Annotated in this window: 13 protein-coding genes; 6 read left to right on the forward strand and 7 right to left on the reverse strand. The window is 59.7% G+C overall.

Annotation, left to right across the window (positions count from 1 at the left end):
- The first annotated feature begins 241 nt into the window (after positions 1 to 241).
- Positions 242 to 1,906 (forward strand): energy-dependent translational throttle protein EttA, encoded by a 1,665-nt coding sequence (gene ettA, locus L8I05_RS23180; protein WP_053137900.1) that lies wholly within the window; start codon positions 242 to 244, stop codon positions 1,904 to 1,906.
- A 355-nt stretch (positions 1,907 to 2,261) separates the two neighbouring features.
- Positions 2,262 to 3,599, forward strand: a complete 1,338-nt coding sequence (gene gdhA, locus L8I05_RS23185) for an NADP-specific glutamate dehydrogenase (protein ID WP_197626714.1) — start codon at positions 2,262 to 2,264, stop codon at positions 3,597 to 3,599.
- Here gdhA and L8I05_RS23190 read toward each other — a convergent pair.
- Both L8I05_RS23190 and L8I05_RS23195 read right to left on the reverse strand, forming a co-directional pair.
- Complete coding sequence (locus L8I05_RS23190; RefSeq protein ID WP_242171687.1) at positions 3,596 to 4,084, reverse strand: GreA/GreB family elongation factor; 489 nt, start codon at positions 4,082 to 4,084, stop codon at positions 3,596 to 3,598. The two genes, gdhA and L8I05_RS23190, sit on opposite strands and share 4 nt — an antisense overlap.
- A 78-nt stretch (positions 4,085 to 4,162) precedes the next feature.
- The gene (locus L8I05_RS23195) at positions 4,163 to 4,519 is read right to left on the reverse strand and encodes a hypothetical protein (RefSeq protein WP_242171688.1); all 357 of its coding nucleotides are present in this window, start codon (positions 4,517 to 4,519) and stop codon (positions 4,163 to 4,165) included.
- A 565-nt stretch (positions 4,520 to 5,084) separates the two neighbouring features.
- Here L8I05_RS23195 and L8I05_RS23200 point away from each other — a divergent pair.
- The gene (locus L8I05_RS23200; RefSeq protein ID WP_242171689.1) at positions 5,085 to 5,375 is read left to right on the forward strand and encodes a DUF3077 domain-containing protein; all 291 of its coding nucleotides are present in this window, start codon (positions 5,085 to 5,087) and stop codon (positions 5,373 to 5,375) included.
- A 291-nt stretch (positions 5,376 to 5,666) separates the two neighbouring features.
- On the opposite strand, the gene L8I05_RS23205 is transcribed toward L8I05_RS23200, so the two are convergent.
- Together L8I05_RS23205 and L8I05_RS23210 are read right to left on the reverse strand one after the other, a co-directional pair.
- Complete coding sequence (locus L8I05_RS23205) at positions 5,667 to 7,520, reverse strand: DUF4105 domain-containing protein (RefSeq protein ID WP_242171690.1); 1,854 nt, start codon at positions 7,518 to 7,520, stop codon at positions 5,667 to 5,669.
- 90 nt (positions 7,521 to 7,610) lie between these two features.
- Complete coding sequence (locus tag L8I05_RS23210; RefSeq protein ID WP_016973832.1) at positions 7,611 to 8,099, reverse strand: DUF3015 domain-containing protein; 489 nt, start codon at positions 8,097 to 8,099, stop codon at positions 7,611 to 7,613.
- A gap of 281 nt (positions 8,100 to 8,380) precedes the next feature.
- Between L8I05_RS23210 and L8I05_RS23215 the strand changes: the two genes are divergently transcribed.
- Together L8I05_RS23215 and L8I05_RS23220 are read left to right on the forward strand one after the other, a co-directional pair.
- A complete protein-coding gene (locus L8I05_RS23215) occupies positions 8,381 to 10,819 on the forward strand; it encodes an ATP-binding protein (protein ID WP_177018008.1) in 2,439 nt (812 codons plus the stop codon).
- A 282-nt stretch (positions 10,820 to 11,101) separates the two neighbouring features.
- A complete protein-coding gene (locus L8I05_RS23220; protein ID WP_159960002.1) occupies positions 11,102 to 11,419 on the forward strand; it encodes a hypothetical protein in 318 nt (105 codons plus the stop codon).
- Between the two features lie 134 nt (positions 11,420 to 11,553).
- Here L8I05_RS23220 and L8I05_RS23225 read toward each other — a convergent pair whose 3' ends face one another.
- Positions 11,554 to 13,377 (reverse strand): hypothetical protein, encoded by a 1,824-nt coding sequence (locus L8I05_RS23225; RefSeq protein ID WP_242171691.1) that lies wholly within the window; start codon positions 13,375 to 13,377, stop codon positions 11,554 to 11,556.
- Between the two features lie 162 nt (positions 13,378 to 13,539).
- Here L8I05_RS23225 and L8I05_RS23230 point away from each other — a divergent pair, with 162 nt between their 5' ends.
- Positions 13,540 to 14,028, forward strand: coding sequence for a TIGR00645 family protein (locus L8I05_RS23230; RefSeq protein WP_017139291.1), 489 nt, complete (start codon positions 13,540 to 13,542; stop codon positions 14,026 to 14,028).
- 15 nt (positions 14,029 to 14,043) lie between these two features.
- On the opposite strand, the gene L8I05_RS23235 is transcribed toward L8I05_RS23230, so the two are convergent.
- Positions 14,044 to 15,477, reverse strand: coding sequence for a glycosyltransferase family 39 protein (locus tag L8I05_RS23235; protein WP_242171692.1), 1,434 nt, complete (start codon positions 15,475 to 15,477; stop codon positions 14,044 to 14,046).
- Positions 15,478 to 15,603: 126 nt separating this feature from the next.
- Positions 15,604 to 16,629, reverse strand: coding sequence for a hypothetical protein (locus L8I05_RS23240; protein WP_242171693.1), 1,026 nt, complete (start codon positions 16,627 to 16,629; stop codon positions 15,604 to 15,606).
- Between the last annotated feature and the right edge of the window lie 56 nt (positions 16,630 to 16,685).

A 16,685-nucleotide genomic window follows, 5' to 3' on the forward strand; every position in this document is an offset into this window, starting at 1 on the left:
TATAAGCCGGACGCCCGGAGGGCGGCTAGCATGCCTTGACTTGTGGCAAAGTGCCAGCCCCGCCTGGCTGGACTGACCAAGCGCATTCAGGTAGCTTTGCCGGTTACGCGGGGGCGTTCCAGCCCCAGACATTCAGGCTTTTTGCGCACGAAGGCATTGACCACCGTCAACGGCCCGCGCGGCGCATGGCCTGCACGGGCTTCGCCCGCTTAATTCATCAGTCACTGACGCTAGGTTCACCATGGCTCAATACGTCTTCACCATGCATCGGCTGGGAAAAGTTGTTCCGCCGAAGCGGGAAATCCTGAAAAACATTTCGCTGTCCTTCTTCCCCGGCGCCAAGATCGGCGTGCTCGGCCTCAACGGTTCGGGTAAGTCCACGCTGCTGAAAATCATGGCTGGCGTCGACACCGAGTTCGAAGGCGAAGCCCGCCCGATGCCGGAACTGAACATCGGCTACCTGCCGCAAGAGCCGATCCTGGACCCGACCAAGACCGTGCGTGAAGTGGTCGAAGAGGCTGTCAGCGTCATCAAGGACGCCCAGGCGCGCCTTGACGAGGTCTACGCTGCCTACGCCGAACCGGATGCCGACTTCGACAAGCTGGCCGCCGAACAGGCCAAGCTCGAAGCCATCTTGCAGGCCGGCGACGGTCACAACCTGGAGCGCCAGTTGGAAGTCGCCGCCGATGCGCTGCGCCTGCCGGCGTGGGACGCCAAGGTCGAATTCCTCTCCGGTGGTGAAAAGCGTCGGGTGGCCCTGTGCCGCCTGCTGCTGTCGGCCCCCGACATGCTGCTGCTCGACGAACCAACCAACCACTTGGACGCCGATTCCGTCGCCTGGCTGGAACACTTCCTTCACGATTTCCCGGGCACCGTGGTTGCGATCACGCACGACCGGTACTTCCTGGACAACGTCGCCGGCTGGATCCTCGAGCTCGACCGTGGCGCCGGTATCCCTTACGAGGGCAACTACTCCGGTTGGCTGGAAGCCAAGTCCGACCGTCTGGCCGCTGAATCCAAGCAGCAATCGGCCCACGAAAAAGCCATGAAGGAAGAACTGGAGTGGGTGCGCAAAGGCGCCAAGGCCCGCCAGTCCAAATCCAAGGCACGTCTGCAACGCTTCGAAGAAATGCAGTCGCAGGAATTCCAGAAGCGCAGCGAAACCAACGAGATCTACATCCCGGCCGGCCCACGCCTGGGTGACAAGGTCATCGAGTTCAAGAACGTCACCAAAGGTTATGGCGACCGCGTGCTGATCGACAACCTGTCGTTCTCGATGCCAAAAGGCGCGATCGTCGGCGTTATCGGCGGTAACGGTGCGGGTAAATCCACCCTGTTCCGCATGCTGATGGGCAAGGAAACGCCGGATTCGGGCACTATCGAAGTCGGCGAAACCGTGCAGCTTGCTTGCGTTGATCAGAGCCGTGAAGACCTGGACGGCAGCAAGACTGTGTTCCAGCAAATCTCCGACGGTTCCGACCAGATTCGCATCGGCAACTATGAAATCCCGTCGCGCACCTACGTCGGCCGTTTCAACTTCAAAGGCGGCGATCAGCAGAAGTTCGTCAAGGACCTGTCCGGTGGTGAGCGCGGTCGCTTGCACCTGGCCCTGACCTTGAAAGAAGGCGGCAACGTGTTGCTGCTCGACGAACCGTCCAACGACCTCGACGTTGAAACCCTGCGTTCCCTGGAAGAAGCCCTGCTGGACTTCCCGGGCGCCGCCATTGTGATCTCTCACGATCGGTGGTTCCTTGACCGCGTCGCGACCCACATCCTGGCGTACGAAGACGACTCGCAAGCGGTGTTCTTCGAAGGTAACTACACCGAGTACGAAGCGGACCGTAAAAAGCGCTTGGGCGAAGCAGCAGCCCAGCCGCATCGTGTACGGCACAAAAAACTGGCCTGATTTGGGCTGGTTGGAAAGAGCGGAGCCTTCGGGCTCCGTTTTTTTTTGTGTGTGATTCAGGGGGACCGCGTTGTATTCATCGCAGGCAAGCCAGCTCCCACACAAGCCAGCTCCCACCTGTTGATCGGTGAACACATGTCAAATGTGGGAGCTGGCTTGCCTGCGATAGCGGTTTAACTGCTGGTGCATTCCCTCAGTTGAAATCCCTTTCCTGGTGCAAATAAGCCCACTTATTTATATCCAATGCACCATTTAAATTCACAAAGGCGACATTTTGCGCTTTTCAGGTGCAACATGAATTGCTAAGGTCCGGCTCAATCTCCCTTAAAAACAATCAATTTGCCGAGACGTTTCCATGATCGAATCTGTCGAATCCTTCCTTTCCCGCCTCAAGAAACGCGACCCCGACCAACCGGAATTCCACCAGGCCGTAGAAGAAGTCCTGCGCAGCCTGTGGCCGTTTCTTGAAGCCAACCCGCACTACCTGAGCTCGGGCATTCTGGAGCGCATCTGCGAGCCGGAGCGTGCGATTACCTTTCGGGTGTCGTGGGTGGATGATCACGGCAAGGTCCAGGTCAATCGTGGCTTCCGTATCCAGATGAACAGCGCCATCGGCCCCTACAAAGGCGGCTTGCGCTTTCACCCGTCGGTGAACCTGGGCGTGCTGAAATTCCTCGCCTTCGAACAGACCTTCAAGAACTCCCTGACCTCGCTGCCCATGGGCGGCGGCAAAGGCGGCTCGGACTTCGACCCCAAGGGCAAAAGCGACGCCGAAGTGATGCGTTTCTGCCAGGCCTTTATGAGTGAGCTGTACCGCCACATCGGCGCCGACGTGGACGTGCCGGCCGGCGATATCGGCGTGGGCGCGCGTGAAATCGGCTTCCTGTTTGGCCAGTACAAGCGCCTCAGCAACCAGTTCACCTCGGTGCTGACCGGCAAAGGCATGACCTACGGCGGCAGCCTGATCCGCCCCGAGGCTACGGGTTTCGGCTGTGTGTACTTCGCCGAAGAAATGCTCAAGCGCAACGGCCAGCGAGTTGAAGGCAAGCGCGTGGCGGTCTCCGGCTCCGGTAACGTCGCGCAATACGCGGCGCGCAAGGTCATGGACCTGGGTGGCAAGGTGATTTCCCTGTCCGACTCCGAAGGCACCCTGTACGCCGAAAGCGGTTTGACCGAGGAGCAATGGTCGGCGCTGCTGGAGCTGAAAAACGTACAGCGCGGGCGCATCAGTGAATTGGCTTCCCGTTACGGGCTGGAATTTCGCGCCGGTAAAACGCCCTGGGAACTGGCCTGCGACATCGCCTTGCCCTGTGCGACGCAGAACGAACTCGACGGCGAGGCCGCCCGCACGCTGTTGCGCAACGGCTGTATGTGCGTCGCCGAAGGCGCCAACATGCCGACCACTTTGGAGGCTGTGGATATCTTCATCGAGGCGGGCATTCTGTTTGCGCCGGGCAAGGCCTCCAATGCGGGCGGCGTGGCCGTAAGTGGCTTGGAGATGTCGCAAAACGCCATGCGCCTGCTGTGGACCGCAGGCGAAGTCGACAGCAAATTGCACGCAATCATGCAGTCGATCCACCACGCGTGCGTGCACTATGGCGAAGAAAATGGCCGGGTCAATTACGTGAAGGGCGCGAACATCGCGGGCTTCGTGAAAGTCGCCGACGCGATGCTGGCCCAGGGCATCGTCTAAGCCTCGGGCTCCACGCGCAGCACTTCGATCAACTGATCGCCGACGGGGCGCTTCCACAGCACCTCGTCGCCGACCTCGGCGCCCAGCAATGCACGGCCCAGCGGCGAACCCCAGTTGATCAGGTTGGCGCTGGCGTCGGCCTGGTCTTCACCGACCAATTGAATGCGCTGCTGTTCGTCCTGTTCGTTGGCAAAAGTCACCCAGCTACCGATCTGCACCTTTTCGGTGGAAGTGGCCGGCGCCACCACTTGCGCGCTTTGCACCCGCTGGTTGAAGTAGCGCAAATCCCGCTCAAGATCCGCCTGACGCTGCTTGTCGTCCTTGGCGGACTCGACGCTGTATTCCTGCTGCAACTGCGCGACCTTGGCCTGCAATTGCGCCAACCCTTGCGCAGTCAGGTGATTGGGTTGCTCACTGACCTGTCGCTCCACCGGTTGGTCGGCCTGGGCGGCGGCGTTGTCCTCGTTAACAAAAGCTCGGCTCATGACATTCTCCCTCTATGGAGTTTGGGCCATGGTCGCCGCGCGATCGTTCCCCCGGGGACCGTGGGAACGATCAGAGACCTATTGCGAGCGATAAGCCCTGGCGGCGTCGCGGTCCTTCTCCTGTTGCCAGGCGCGTTCGCGGTCGTCCCAGTGATTGTCTTTGTAGTCGCGCAATTCTTCGTTTTCGCGCATCGCCTTACACTGGCGAAAGCCATCTTCCCAGCCTTCGGCGTACTCGCGGTCCTTCAGATAACGCGGCACGTTCTTGCGAAACTCCCCGCTGATCACACCAGCAGCCTGGCGACCGCTGCTGCAACCGTCATCAAAGCCATCGGCAAAGGCCGGTGGATAACCTTTGGCCAGCAACTCCTGATGGGTTGATTGGCAACCCGCCAACCACACTACCGCGCACAGCATTAACGCAGACCGCCACATGGCGTACTCCCTGGCCGTTTCACGGCTGATGAAAGGAGTCTAGTCAGGGAATTGTCGGGGAGGCGTGAAAGCGAGGTGAGAAAGGTGTTGGGTTAAAGGGCCATCAACGACGAGTGCTCGTTCCCACGCTCTGCGTGGGAATGCAGCCAAGGACGCTCTGCGTCCGCTTTAAGGTCGTGACGCGGAGCGTCACAGGATGCGTGCCCACGCGGAGCGTGGGAACGATCTATTAAAGGGCCATCAACGACGATTCTCTTTAAATTGCAGGACGTTTCCTAGAGAATCCTTGGGCTATTGTGTCTTAGGGTTTGGGTCACTAGTCTCCTGGCTTCGCTGTAAAAACAGCGACCGGGTTTAGCGACCCGAACCATCGAGACTCATCCTCTTTACACACTTGGCAGGCTTTTTTTAAACCTGTTGATACCGTGTTATGGCGGCTGTGCGCGGGAGATCTTCGGATCTGCCGGGTGTCTAGGTGACCGGTTCGCTAACCTGCGTACAGCTGCCACCCCATTATGTTTAGCGACGTTCTGCGGTGGTCCTTTATTTCACTTAGAGGTACACCATGTCTAAAGTCGTCCCCGATCCACCCCTGTCCTCAATCACCACCCTCGGCGTCGTCACCTTCGGCGACTACGGCGAAAATCAAAAACCACTGTTCCGCGTCAACGCCGGCATGCCGATAGAGCAAGCCCTGGAGCACGCCTCCACCCTGCTTTTTTACTCCAAGAAACTCGCCATGGAAGCCGCCATGGACGTGCGCGGCGAGCAATACGCCTGGGCCGCGCATTATCTATGTGAAATGGGCAAGGCCGTGGTGGATGACCTGACCCAAGCGATGACCCCGAGCGCCTAAGCGAACACTGTAGCGAGTACTCTGCAAAATAAATGTGGGAGCGGGCTTGCTCGCGAAGGCGGTGGGTCAATCAATACATCATTGCCTGGACGACCGCTATCGCGGGCAAGCCCGGCTCCCACATTTGAACGATGGCCAGGCACAAACCAGTGTGGGAGCTGGCTTGCCTGCGATGGCGGTGGGGCTGCGGGAAATCAGTGACTGATACACCGGCACTGATCGTTCCCACGCTCTGCGTGGGAATGCCGCCGTGGACGCTCTGCGTCCGATTTCATCTTTGTATCGTTTTGGTCAGTAGTGATACCACTTCACTTCCAGCAGCACTTCATTCACCGGTGTCGACAAATGGCTGTACTCGCGCTGGGCGCTCAGGCGTAGCCCGAGGTTGCGCGACAACTCCCACTGCTGGTTCAAGCTGACACTGCGCCGCACTTCGCCATTGGTGAAGAAGTCGCCCTTGGCTTCCAGGCTCAAATTCCCCAACGGGTTTTTCCACAGCACACCAGTATTGAACCCGGCAGCCGGTGAAATGGCTTCGCTGAAGTCGTTGTTGTGTTCCACGCGCACGGTGCCGAGGGCGAAGCCGAGCATGTCGTCGGTGAGTTGCCAGGTGCCACCGGCGCCGCCGTTGACGTGGGCGACCAGGGTTTCGTCGTCGTGTTTGCCCGGCACGCGTTCCAGGCCGCCGGTCACTTGCCATGACCACGGTTGCAACAGCGCGTTACGCGGGGTCAGGGAGCGGATGGTGGCCAGGTCCAGTTGTTGCAGTTGCCAGTGGTTGCCTTCGTACTGGCGCAGTTTCATCTGCAAAATTTCAATCTGCGCGCCCAGCGGGAAGCCTTCGGCGTTGTCGTTGAGGTCGTGGTAGGCCATGCGCAGGCCGTACTCGCCGAAGGTTTTGCTGCCGCGGGTGCCGATGCCGGCTTGCCAGGTGCGCGATTCATGGCCGTCTTCGGGCAAGCCGGGGCGTTCGATTTGCAGGTCCGGCGCAGGGTTCTGGTTAATTGCGCGCAGCAGTTCGAAGCTGCGTTGCGAGCGTTCGGTGTCGCGCTCCAGGCCGTTGGCGCGGTAGCGACCAAGGCGATAGGCCGCGTCGATAATCAGCGCCTGACGGTCGCGGGGCAGGGCTTTGAAGGCCGGCTCCTGCAATTGCTTCTGGTCATCGCTGATTTTCAGCACCCATTGTTGCTCATCGCTATCCAACGGCTTGGCGCGTTCCAGCAACTCGCGTTCACGGGACGGGCGATAGTCGATTTTCTCCACCAGGCCAGCTTCTTTCACCGCTTTCACGGTGTCGGTCGGAATGGCGGTCAGTGGGAATTGCTCGGTCAGGCGCAGGCTCGGGCGCGCCACTTGCAGGAGTTCGAGCAGGCGGTAGGAGCAGTTTTCGTCGAAAAAGAAGTAGTCGAACTGGATCTGCTTGAGCTCCCACACGTGCTCGACCATGCGCTCGGTCTCGACTTGGGTGAGATTCAGGCGGTATTCCCAAAGGTCGCGGTTCTCGAGGCTACGGTATTCCGAGAGTTTTTCCTGATACGGCACCAGCGCGAACAGGCCGGGGTAGCCGCCCATCAGGCCTTTCCAGGCGTAGAGAATGCTGTTGTCGGAGCCTTCAATGTAGGCGCCGAAGTTGATCGCGTAGCTGAGCAGGGCGGTCTTGTCTCTCTGCACGTCAGCCTGGTCGATGCGCAGCAGGGTGTGGCCGAACATCGACGACGGGCTGTTGAGGTACGCCGCCGGGAAGATCATCACCGCGCTATGGGGCGCGACGTCCTTGAACCATTGCTTGAATTCTTTGCAGTCCACGGCGGGCAGGTCGGTCAGTTGCAGCTGATCCTTGAGCCAGCGGGTGCGTGCGGGGTAAACGCATTGGGCGTGTTTTTCACCGAGGCTGGCGGGGGCATACAGCGCGTCAACGGTGGCTTTCAGTTCCTGGTCCGGATGATGTGCGCCATCGGCGGCGAGGAAGAATTTCTTGTCGCTGACATAGCTGCGCCAGCCTTTGAGCTTGCCGGCTTCGTAATGGCCCAAAGACAGCCAGAACGGATCGTTGGCCAATTGCTGCAAACGTTGATCATCAATATGCGGGGCCGCATACAGCGGGGCGCAGGCGAAGAGTGCCAACCAGGCAAAGCGTTTGAGCATAGGGGCAACTTAAGTCGGGAATAGTGAGACCCAAAGGGGAGGCGGGTCCAAAATAAAACCCGCGCCTCGAAAGGCGCGGGCGGGTCGAGCTTAAGCCTGGGTAGCGTATTTCGCCAGGCGGGCATCACTTTTCAGTACAGCCAGGGTGTTGTTGTGCACGTCGTCAGCGGTCACGTCAGCTTTGCTGAAGATCTGCTGGAAGTGCTCGTGAGTCACGGCAGCGAAGTGCTCGCGATCTTCCGGTGCAACGCCCAGTACCACCGCGTAGGTGGTCAGTGCTTCGCCGTTGCCTTTGGCCATGTCTTCGGACAGCTCGTTCATCATGCCATTCATGGCAATCCAGGACTTGCCGCCGTAGGTCAGGGCGCTGTTGGTGCTGCAACCGTTGGTGCCCGAGGTCATGCCGAAGGTGGCGTTACCGGAGGTACCGTTGGTGGTGGAAGCGAGGAAGTGCGCAGGAGTACCGCGCTGGCCTTCGAACAACATGTTGCCCCAACCGCAGTTCGGGCCACCGGGTGCTTCAGCCATTGCATTGAGGGAGACGACGGTGAAGAGAGTACCAAGAAGGATCCGTTTCATAGCTTTGTTCTCTTTGTGTGCAAAACCAATGGACAAGGGTTCAGGCACTTCATAGCGCCCTAGGGGCCAGTTATTAGTCCAACCCGCGCAGTTTGGAGTTTAGGCAGGTTCCTGGGGTTCCGTGATTTTTTATAAAACAAACAGTGTTTTTGCAAACAGCCGCCGCTATTTTTTTGTAAGACCCATCCCCTGGCTATGCTTTCCCAAAGTCGCGCCTTGCCAGAGCGCGTAACCGGGAGCCAGAATGCCGTCATCTGCCCCGCCTGATGTAAGGAAGCCCGATGCCTGATCCTGTTGCTGCCAGCTTGCGTCTAGCGCCCGAAGCGCTGACTCGCCCTTTCTCCGCTGAACAGTTCAGCTTCTCGACCACCAATGATTTGGAGCCCTTTCGCGGTGTGCTTGGCCAGGAACGTGCGGTTGAAGCCTTGCAGTTCGGTGTGGCCATGCCACGCCCCGGTTACAACGTGTTTGTCATGGGCGAGCCGGGAACCGGCCGCTTTTCGTTCGTAAAACGCTACCTGAAGGCCGAAGGCAAACGCCTGCAGACCCCGGCGGACTGGGTCTACGTGAATAATTTTGATGAGCCGCGCGAGCCGCGTGCCCTGGAATTGCCGGGCGGCGGCGCGGCGGCGTTCATCGCCGATATCAACGCTTTGGTCGATAACCTCGTCGCCACGTTCCCGGCGGTGTTCGAACACCCGACTTATCAACAGCGCAAAAGCGCCATCGACCGCGCCTTCAACCAGCGTTACGACAAGGCCTTGGACGTGATCGAACGCCTGGCCCTGGAAAAAGACGTGGCGCTGTACCGCGACAGCTCCAACATCGCGTTCACGCCGATGCTCGACGGCAAGGCGCTGGACGAAGCGGAGTTCTCGCAGCTGCCGGAGGCTGATCGCGAGCGCTTCCACACGGATATTTCCGAGCTGGAAGAGCGCCTCAACGAAGAGTTGGCCAGCCTGCCGCAGTGGAAGCGCGAGTCGAACAACCAACTGCGCCAATTCAACGAAGAAACCATCACCCTGGCCCTGCAGCCATTGCTGGCGCCGCTGTCGGAAAAGTACGCGGAAAACGCCGCTGTCTGCGGTTACCTGCAAGCCATGCAGGTGTACCTGCTCAAAACCGTGGTCGAGCAATTGGTGGACGACGCCAAGACCGACGCCCAGGCGCGCAAGCTGCTCGAAGAGCAATACTGCCCGAGCCTGGTGGTCGGCCATCCGGTCAACGGCGGAGCGCCGGTGGTGTTTGAGCCGCACCCGACTTACGACAACCTGTTCGGCCGTATCGAATACAGCACCGACCAGGGCGCGTTGTACACCACCTATCGCCAGTTGCGCCCGGGCGCTTTGCACCGTGCCAACGGCGGTTTCCTGATTCTGGAAGCCGAAAAAATGCTCGGCGAGCCGTTTGTGTGGGACGCCCTCAAGCGTTCCTTGCAGTCGCGCAAGCTGAAGATGGAATCGCCGCTGGGCGAGCTGGGCCGCCTGGCCACCGTGACGCTTAACCCGCAAATGATTCCGTTGCAGGTCAAGGTGATCATCATCGGTTCGCGCCAGCTGTACTACGCGTTGCAAGACGCCGATCCGGACTTCCAGGAGATGTTCCGCGTCCTGGTGGACTTCGACGAAGACATCCCGATGGTCGACGAAAGCCTGGAGCAGTTCGCCCAGTTACTCAAAACCCGCACCTCGGAAGAAGGCATGGCGCCGCTGACGTCGGACGCGGTCGCGCGGCTGGCGACTTACAGCGCACGTTTGGCTGAACACCAGGGGCGTTTGTCGGCGCGCATCGGCGACCTGTTTCAACTGGTCAGCGAGGCGGACTTTATCCGCCACCTGGCGGGTGATGAGATGACCGATGCCGGCCATATCGAGCGCGCGCTCAAGGCCAAGGCCACGCGCACAGGTCGCGTATCGGCGCGGATTCTCGACGACATGCTCGCCGGGGTGATCCTGATTGATACCGCCGGTGCGGCGGTCGGCAAGTGCAACGGGCTGACAGTGCTGGAGGTGGGTGATTCGGCGTTCGGCGTGCCGGCGCGGATTTCCGCCACGGTATACCCGGGCGGCAGCGGCATTGTCGACATCGAGCGCGAGGTTAACCTCGGCCAGCCGATCCACTCCAAGGGTGTGATGATCCTCACCGGTTACCTCGGTAGCCGCTATGCCCAGGAATTCCCGTTGGCGATTTCGGCGAGTATCGCGCTGGAGCAGTCCTACGGGTACGTGGACGGCGACAGTGCGTCCCTGGGCGAGGCATGCACCTTGATTTCGGCCTTGTCGAAGACGCCGCTCAAGCAGTGCTTTGCCATCACCGGCTCGATCAACCAGTTCGGTGAAGTGCAGGCGGTGGGCGGGGTCAACGAGAAGATCGAAGGCTTCTTCCGCCTCTGCGAAGCGCGCGGGTTGACCGGTGAGCAAGGCGCGATCATTCCGCAGGCCAACGTCGCCACGCTGATGCTCGACGAGAAGGTGCTGCAGGCCGTGCGCAACGGGCAGTTCCACATCTATGCCGTGCGTCAGGCGGATGAGGCGTTGAGCTTGTTGGTCGGTGAGCCTGCGGGTGAGCCGGACGAAGAAGGGCAATTTCCCGAAGGCAGCGTGAATGCGCGCGTGGTCGAGCGTTTGCGCGCGATTGCCGAGATGATCAGCGAGGATGATCTGAAGGAGGCCGAGAAGGAGTTGGCGCAGCAGGCGCTGGCCGAAGCCAAGCCAACCTGATCTTGTGGGAGCTGGCTTGCCTGCGATAGCGGTGGGTCAGCCAGCAGATGTGTCGGCTATGAGTCAGTCATCGCAGGCAAGCCAGCTCCCACATTGAATCGACTGTGTTTCGTCACAAAATTGACTCCCATTTCCGGGACCAACGCCCGTTGGTCCCTACAACCTTGGTTTGTACTGGTTTTCTTCTATTCTGAGTTTTAAGGATATCCACAGGAGTCGCAGGATAGAGACAGCCTCGCCGTGTGATTGAGGCTGAACACCGATCTACCGAGGGTCGCCGCCATGCCGCGCAACCTTTGCCTTACCCGCCAATGCCTGGGCCTGGTCACCCGTATCGAATGCTCCATTCGCCCTCTTGCGGGGGATAACGGGATGTGGACGTTGTTGTTTGCCGCCGGAATGACCGGTGAACAGCCTTCCACCATCAAGTCCCAAGGCCCGTTTCATGGGCCTTTCGTGGCAGAAACCATTCTGGGATCCATCGTCGAAAGCCTGACGCTGCACGGCTATGAGCTGGCGGATGACCCGCAGATCTGGTGCCTGCACCTGCAAGCCCATCTGCGACAACTCAATGGCGGACATGAGCGCCTGGCCTTGTGAATGATCGTTCCCACGCTCTGCGTGGTAACGCCGCCCTCGACGCTCTGCGTGCGGCTCCAGCCTTGCGCGGGGTGACGCGGAGCATCACGGGATGTGTTCCCACGCAGAGCGTGGGAACGATCGGTCGTGAGGGGTTATTTGCTCTCGGGCTTGTCCAGCTTGACCTCAAAGCCGTATTGCACGGTGTCGAGGTCGGTGCGCTGGTAGCTTTCCAGTGTGGTCGGCTGGCCGTAGAAATAATGCACGTCAAACAGCGCTGTGCCGTATTCCTCGGCGCGGTGGCTGACGCTGAGGATTTCCTTGAGGTAGTTGCCACTGGCATCCTTGGCGTAGAAGCGCCAGCTGTCGGCGGGGAATTTCTTTTGATCGACGATCAGCGCGTTGTCCTTGAGCGACAGGCCCTTGGGCAGCTTGGCGATATCAATCGTGGCTTTCTCGATGGTGGCCAGGAACAGCGGCACCGAACCCACCGCGAACGCTGGGGTTTCCGGGAACAGGTTGAGGTCGTAGGTGAGCGTGCCGCTGCCTGCATTCATCTCAAAGGCTTCGGTCGGCAGCTCGATGGGCTCGCCGCGTTCGCCTTTGTCGTCCGCGGTGAAGAAGGTGATCGGCGCATCGCTGTTGTTGCGCTCGGCGCCGACCAGGTCGTCGTTGAACGTGAACGGGTGGTCAAACACGATCTTCGCGGCGCTGGCGTCTTCGGTCGATTGACTGATGGTGACGCTGTTTTTCAACTGCTCCTCGGTCATTGACGCGCCCTTGAGCCAGCTCGGCGCGCTGTCGTCATACACCGTGACCGGCATCGGCAAGGCTTGCACGGTGCTCTGCAGGCTGTTCTTGTCGAAGCGCAGCACCGGCAGGTCGAGGTCTTTGCGGGTGAGCGTGGCCTTGGAAAAATCCAGCACGTTGACTTGCAGGTTTTCGATCAGGCCATTGAAGTACACCTTGGCGTAATGGCTGGTCTGTTTGTGTTCGAAGGCTTTTTGCTCGTCTGTCAGTTGCTTTTCAAAGGCGTCCGACCAAGCCGTCTGCTTTTGCATCTCGGCCAATTGTTTTTCGTAGAACGCCACTTGCGCGGCGTTTTCGTTGATCGAGCCCGAGCGGGTAAGAAATTGCCCGGTGCTGTCGCGCGCTTGCACCAGCAATGGGTTCGGCGATTCGTCGCCGACTTCCGGCGCCAGTGGCGCGCTGTTGGTCAGCTCGATCTCGGCGTAGTTTTTCTCAAGCAGCAGCAGGTTGAGGGTGATATTGCCCTCGGTGCGCTTGTGGCCCACGTCCTTTTTCGTCAAGTCGAAGGTCAACACCTTGCCCGGCGCCACCACCTCCACCGCGCCCTTGAGGCTGACGGGCTGTGGCTGGCTTTTGTTCTCGGTCTCCACGCCTTCGATGAACGGGTACGTCACCGTCAGGTCATCGGGGTTGGTCAGGTTGGAGCTGCTGGGGCTTAGCTGGATGCCCGGATCGGTTTCCGACCATTCCGGCTGGAAAGGGATGACTTTGTTGTTGCTCAACGTCACCGACTGCCATTCCAGGCCGTGGGGGAAGGGGAATTGGTCCGGGGTGTTGAAGTTGAACGGAAACACCGGCTGCAAGTCGGTCAAGTAGTCGGAGTGCGAGGCTTTGCGCAGCACGAACAGGCCGTTGATGTAGGTGTCGACCAAGGCTTGGGGCGTGGGGTAGTGCTTGAGCAGGGCCAGGGTGTCTTCGCCGTATTCGGCTTCGATGGGCTTGGTGGCCAGCTTGGTTCGCGCCCGTTCCAGCAACAGCAGCGAGCCGCCAAGGTCGGCGATGGCATCGCGCAGTTTGGGGTCTTGAATGCTGTCCAGCGATTGCTCGAATTTCGCGGTTTTCTCTTCGAGGGTCGCCTGCTTCTGCTCTTCTTTGGGGGAGCAGCCGCCGGCCATCAGCAACACCGCACACAGGCCGAAAGAGGCCAAAGGGGATCGCACATCCATCATCTGAGTTTTCCTGTTCCACAGCATTGAGCTGATTTGATGGGCTCGACACTAGCAGAAAAATTCTCTTACAGATGCCGCCCAGGTCAGTTTTCTCGCGGTTACAGGTGTTTGGACGCGGCTGGTATACTCGCGGCCATTTTTAGCATAGCTGTGTGAGATCCAATGGAACGCTTTATCGAAAATACTATGTACGCCTCACGCTGGCTGCTGGCGCCGATCTACTTGGGGCTTTCCCTGGGCTTGCTGATTCTGGCGCTGAAGTTCTTCCAGGAAATCATCCACGTCCTGCCTAACATCTTCACCATGTTGGAGTCGGAAGTGATCCTGCTGCTGCTGTCGTTGATCGACATGGCCCTGGTGGGCGGCTTGCTGGTGATGGTGATGATTTCCGGCTACGAGAACTTCGTCTCGCAGCTGGATATCGATGAGAACAAGGAAAAGCTCAACTGGCTGGGCACCATGGACTCTTCATCGCTGAAGATGAAAGTGGCCGCCTCCATCGTGGCGATTTCGTCGATCCACCTGCTGCGCATCTTCATGGACGCCAAGAACGTCGATCCGCAGCATTTGATGTGGTACGTGATCATCCACATGACCTTCGTGGTCTCGGCGTTTGCCATGGGTTACCTGGACAAGCTCACCAAGCATTGATGCCCAGCGCCGGCCTTACTGCTCGACGAAGAAGTAAGGCTGGCGGTTGATCGACATTTCCTTGATGGCCGTGACCTTCTCGCTCAGTTGCTCGGTGCGATCCAGCAACGCCACGTTGCCGGGTTTGGCCGCAAGATAGCTGCGCAGCTCAGCTTCGGTTTGCAGGATCGGCAAGTAGGCCTGCAGATAGAACACGCTGGCCCCGGCGATGCGCTCGTTGGGCTGGAACAACACCACTTGCTTGCCTTGGGCTTGATAAGCCTGAACCTGGCTGATCACCGGCACGAACGACTGGCGCACGTCGGCTTTGGGCGCAAACCAGAACGCGGCTGTCAGGTAACAGGCGATCGCCAACGTGAACACCCCGCCGATCACGCCACGGTGATAACGGTACAGCGCCGGCTTGTTCGCTTTGAGCCACTCCAACACCACTCCCGCGTACTCCGCAGCAAGCACCGCAGCGGCGGGTGTCAGCGCCATCAGGTAAACCACGCGCTTGCTCGACGCCAGCGTCAACAGGGTGAACTGCGCCACCAGCCACACGCTGAAAAACAGGCGGTAGCGGTTTTGTACCAGGCTTTTACGGAAGTGCCACAGGCCCAGGTACACCAGGATGTTCCACGGCAGGAAGGCTTCGGGCAGTTTGGCGATGTAGTAGTAAAACGGCTCGTAATGCCCGGCCTCGACAAACGAGCCGCTGAAACGCCCGACGCTGTTGGTCCACAACACCTCGGCCACGGCTTGCATGCCGCCGCGCTGGAACAGGAATCCCAGCCAGATCAGCAGCGGTACCAGCGCCAGCAGCGTGAACAGCGCGGGCTTGAGCCAGTCGCCGATGCGCAGGCGTTTGTCGATGATGCTGGTGCTGGCCAGGTACACAAAGATCACAATCCCCGGCATCGCCAGGCCCAGTACACCTTTGCTCAAGGTCGCAATGACCATCCCGAGCGTAAACAACGCCCAGGCCCAGACACTGGAGCCTTCACGCTCGGGCCGCACGGCCTGGTAGAACGCCAACAGCGCCGTGGTCACGCCGAGGCTCAGCAGTGAGTCTTCACCCACGCCGCGCACATTGCCCCAGTAGCTGGCCATGGTCGCCAGGATCAGCGCAGCGCAGAACGCCATGTTTTTCGGCCGCCCGAACCTGCGCAGCATTGCGTAAAACAGCATCACACTGAACAGCCCGGCAAACGCCGACGCCAGGCGTACGGCCCCGGTGGTTGCGCCAAACAGGCGAATCGCACCGGCGTCCAGCCACAGGCTCAGTGGCGGTTTTTCCAGGAAGGGCTCGCGAAACAGGCGGGGGATGACCCAGTCATTGTCCAGGTGCATGGCCATGGCTATGCCGGCGACACGGGCTTCGGTGGAGCCTTGCAGCTCATGGCTGCCCAGGGCAAAGAAGAACAACACAGCAACGAGAAGGAGCAGCAGAGGAACGGGGCGCGTCATGGATTCTGGCTACCGAGCAGGGGACCGCTCGGGGGAGCGGCCATGTTGATCGGTCAGTATATGTATCCGTTTCTTAACATTTCGTGAACGAATGTGGGGTTTTTGTAAGGCGGCCAAACCCGCTGCTCAGGGCAGTTTCAAGCTGGGTAACGCCGCTTTGCCTTGCTCGGTCAGTACTGGTTCCAATTGCGCCCAAGTGAAGGACAAGTCGTTGTCGCAACCGTCGCCTGTGGCGCGGGTGGAGAGTTGCAGGCCTTGGGTGTTGAAACTCAGGTCGAAGGTGTCGTAGCTGGTTACGGCGGGGCAACCCTCGTCGGTGGTGGTTTGCTTGGCCAGCCACGTGCTGAACGTTGCCGGCAGCTTCAAGTGGCCGGAATAGGCGTCATACCATTCTTGATTTGTGCCGAGCCATGTCCACGGGTCAACGCTTTCGCCGGTGTGCAGGTCCCAGGAATGCAGGCCCCAACTGATGCCCCTGGCGCCAGTGCCAGCGGTCCAGCGGTAAAACTTGACGGTTATAAATTGCGACGACCAGTACGTCGGTTCGACCTCGATTTCGCTGGTATTCGCTGAGCCGTTTCGGCCGAGGTATTCGCGGCGTTCGTGAAAGTAGTCAACCTGATCCTCATCGTTGACGGCCAGGGCGGCGAGTTGCCGGTTGATCTTCTGAATCGCCGGGCTATCACTTTCCAGCTTGAGCGTGACCTGGGCACCTTGAGTCTTGAGCAGATACGCGTGGTTTTCGAAGCTTTTCTTCTCAGTCTTGACCGGTAGAGGCGTGGCTTCCATGGGCGCGTTGTAGGCATCGCTGCCGCAGCCGTCCGTGCTGATGCGTTGCAAGCTGAGCGGCAGCGGCCTACCGCCCTTGGTTTTGCTCCAGCCGCCTGAGAGCGTATCGCCCTGAGGTTTGTCCAGCTTCCAGAAACCGGTGTTACCGGTCTCTACCCACGGCGCGCTGTCGCTGGCTTGGGTCAGTTGGATAGGCATGAGAATGCGTTGGTAGTAATAACTGCCATGCTCGCCATCGGCGCCGTTGAAACAGGCGGTGATAGCGGACTTGCCCAGCGTGCCCTGCCAAACGCCCGCGAGGTCGGCGGCGGAGGCGAGCAAGGGTGTGAAGGCGAGGGCGATGACAGCGAGGGGCTTGAGCACGGGTATCTGACTTCCGGTTGTCTGATAAAGGCCGTCAGGGTAATGGGAAGTGTGGG

This window comes from Pseudomonas sp. MONT-RG-20F-20-E-7-02 (genome assembly GCF_022662395.1).
In the GTDB taxonomy this organism is placed as follows: domain Bacteria; phylum Pseudomonadota; class Gammaproteobacteria; order Pseudomonadales; family Pseudomonadaceae; genus Aquipseudomonas.

Coding starts and splice junctions, on each gene's coding strand:
- ettA (WP_053137900.1), top strand. CDS start 242: ATGGCTCAATACGTCTTCACCATGCATCGGCTGGGAAAAGTTGTTCCG.
- gdhA (WP_197626714.1), top strand. CDS start 2,262: ATGATCGAATCTGTCGAATCCTTCCTTTCCCGCCTCAAGAAACGCGAC.
- L8I05_RS23190 (WP_242171687.1), bottom strand. CDS start 4,084: ATGAGCCGAGCTTTTGTTAACGAGGACAACGCCGCCGCCCAGGCCGAC.
- L8I05_RS23195 (WP_242171688.1), bottom strand. CDS start 4,519: ATGTGGCGGTCTGCGTTAATGCTGTGCGCGGTAGTGTGGTTGGCGGGT.
- L8I05_RS23200 (WP_242171689.1), top strand. CDS start 5,085: ATGTCTAAAGTCGTCCCCGATCCACCCCTGTCCTCAATCACCACCCTC.
- L8I05_RS23205 (WP_242171690.1), bottom strand. CDS start 7,520: ATGCTCAAACGCTTTGCCTGGTTGGCACTCTTCGCCTGCGCCCCGCTG.
- L8I05_RS23210 (WP_016973832.1), bottom strand. CDS start 8,099: ATGAAACGGATCCTTCTTGGTACTCTCTTCACCGTCGTCTCCCTCAAT.
- L8I05_RS23215 (WP_177018008.1), top strand. CDS start 8,381: ATGCCTGATCCTGTTGCTGCCAGCTTGCGTCTAGCGCCCGAAGCGCTG.
- L8I05_RS23220 (WP_159960002.1), top strand. CDS start 11,102: ATGCCGCGCAACCTTTGCCTTACCCGCCAATGCCTGGGCCTGGTCACC.
- L8I05_RS23225 (WP_242171691.1), bottom strand. CDS start 13,377: ATGATGGATGTGCGATCCCCTTTGGCCTCTTTCGGCCTGTGTGCGGTG.
- L8I05_RS23230 (WP_017139291.1), top strand. CDS start 13,540: ATGGAACGCTTTATCGAAAATACTATGTACGCCTCACGCTGGCTGCTG.
- L8I05_RS23235 (WP_242171692.1), bottom strand. CDS start 15,477: ATGACGCGCCCCGTTCCTCTGCTGCTCCTTCTCGTTGCTGTGTTGTTC.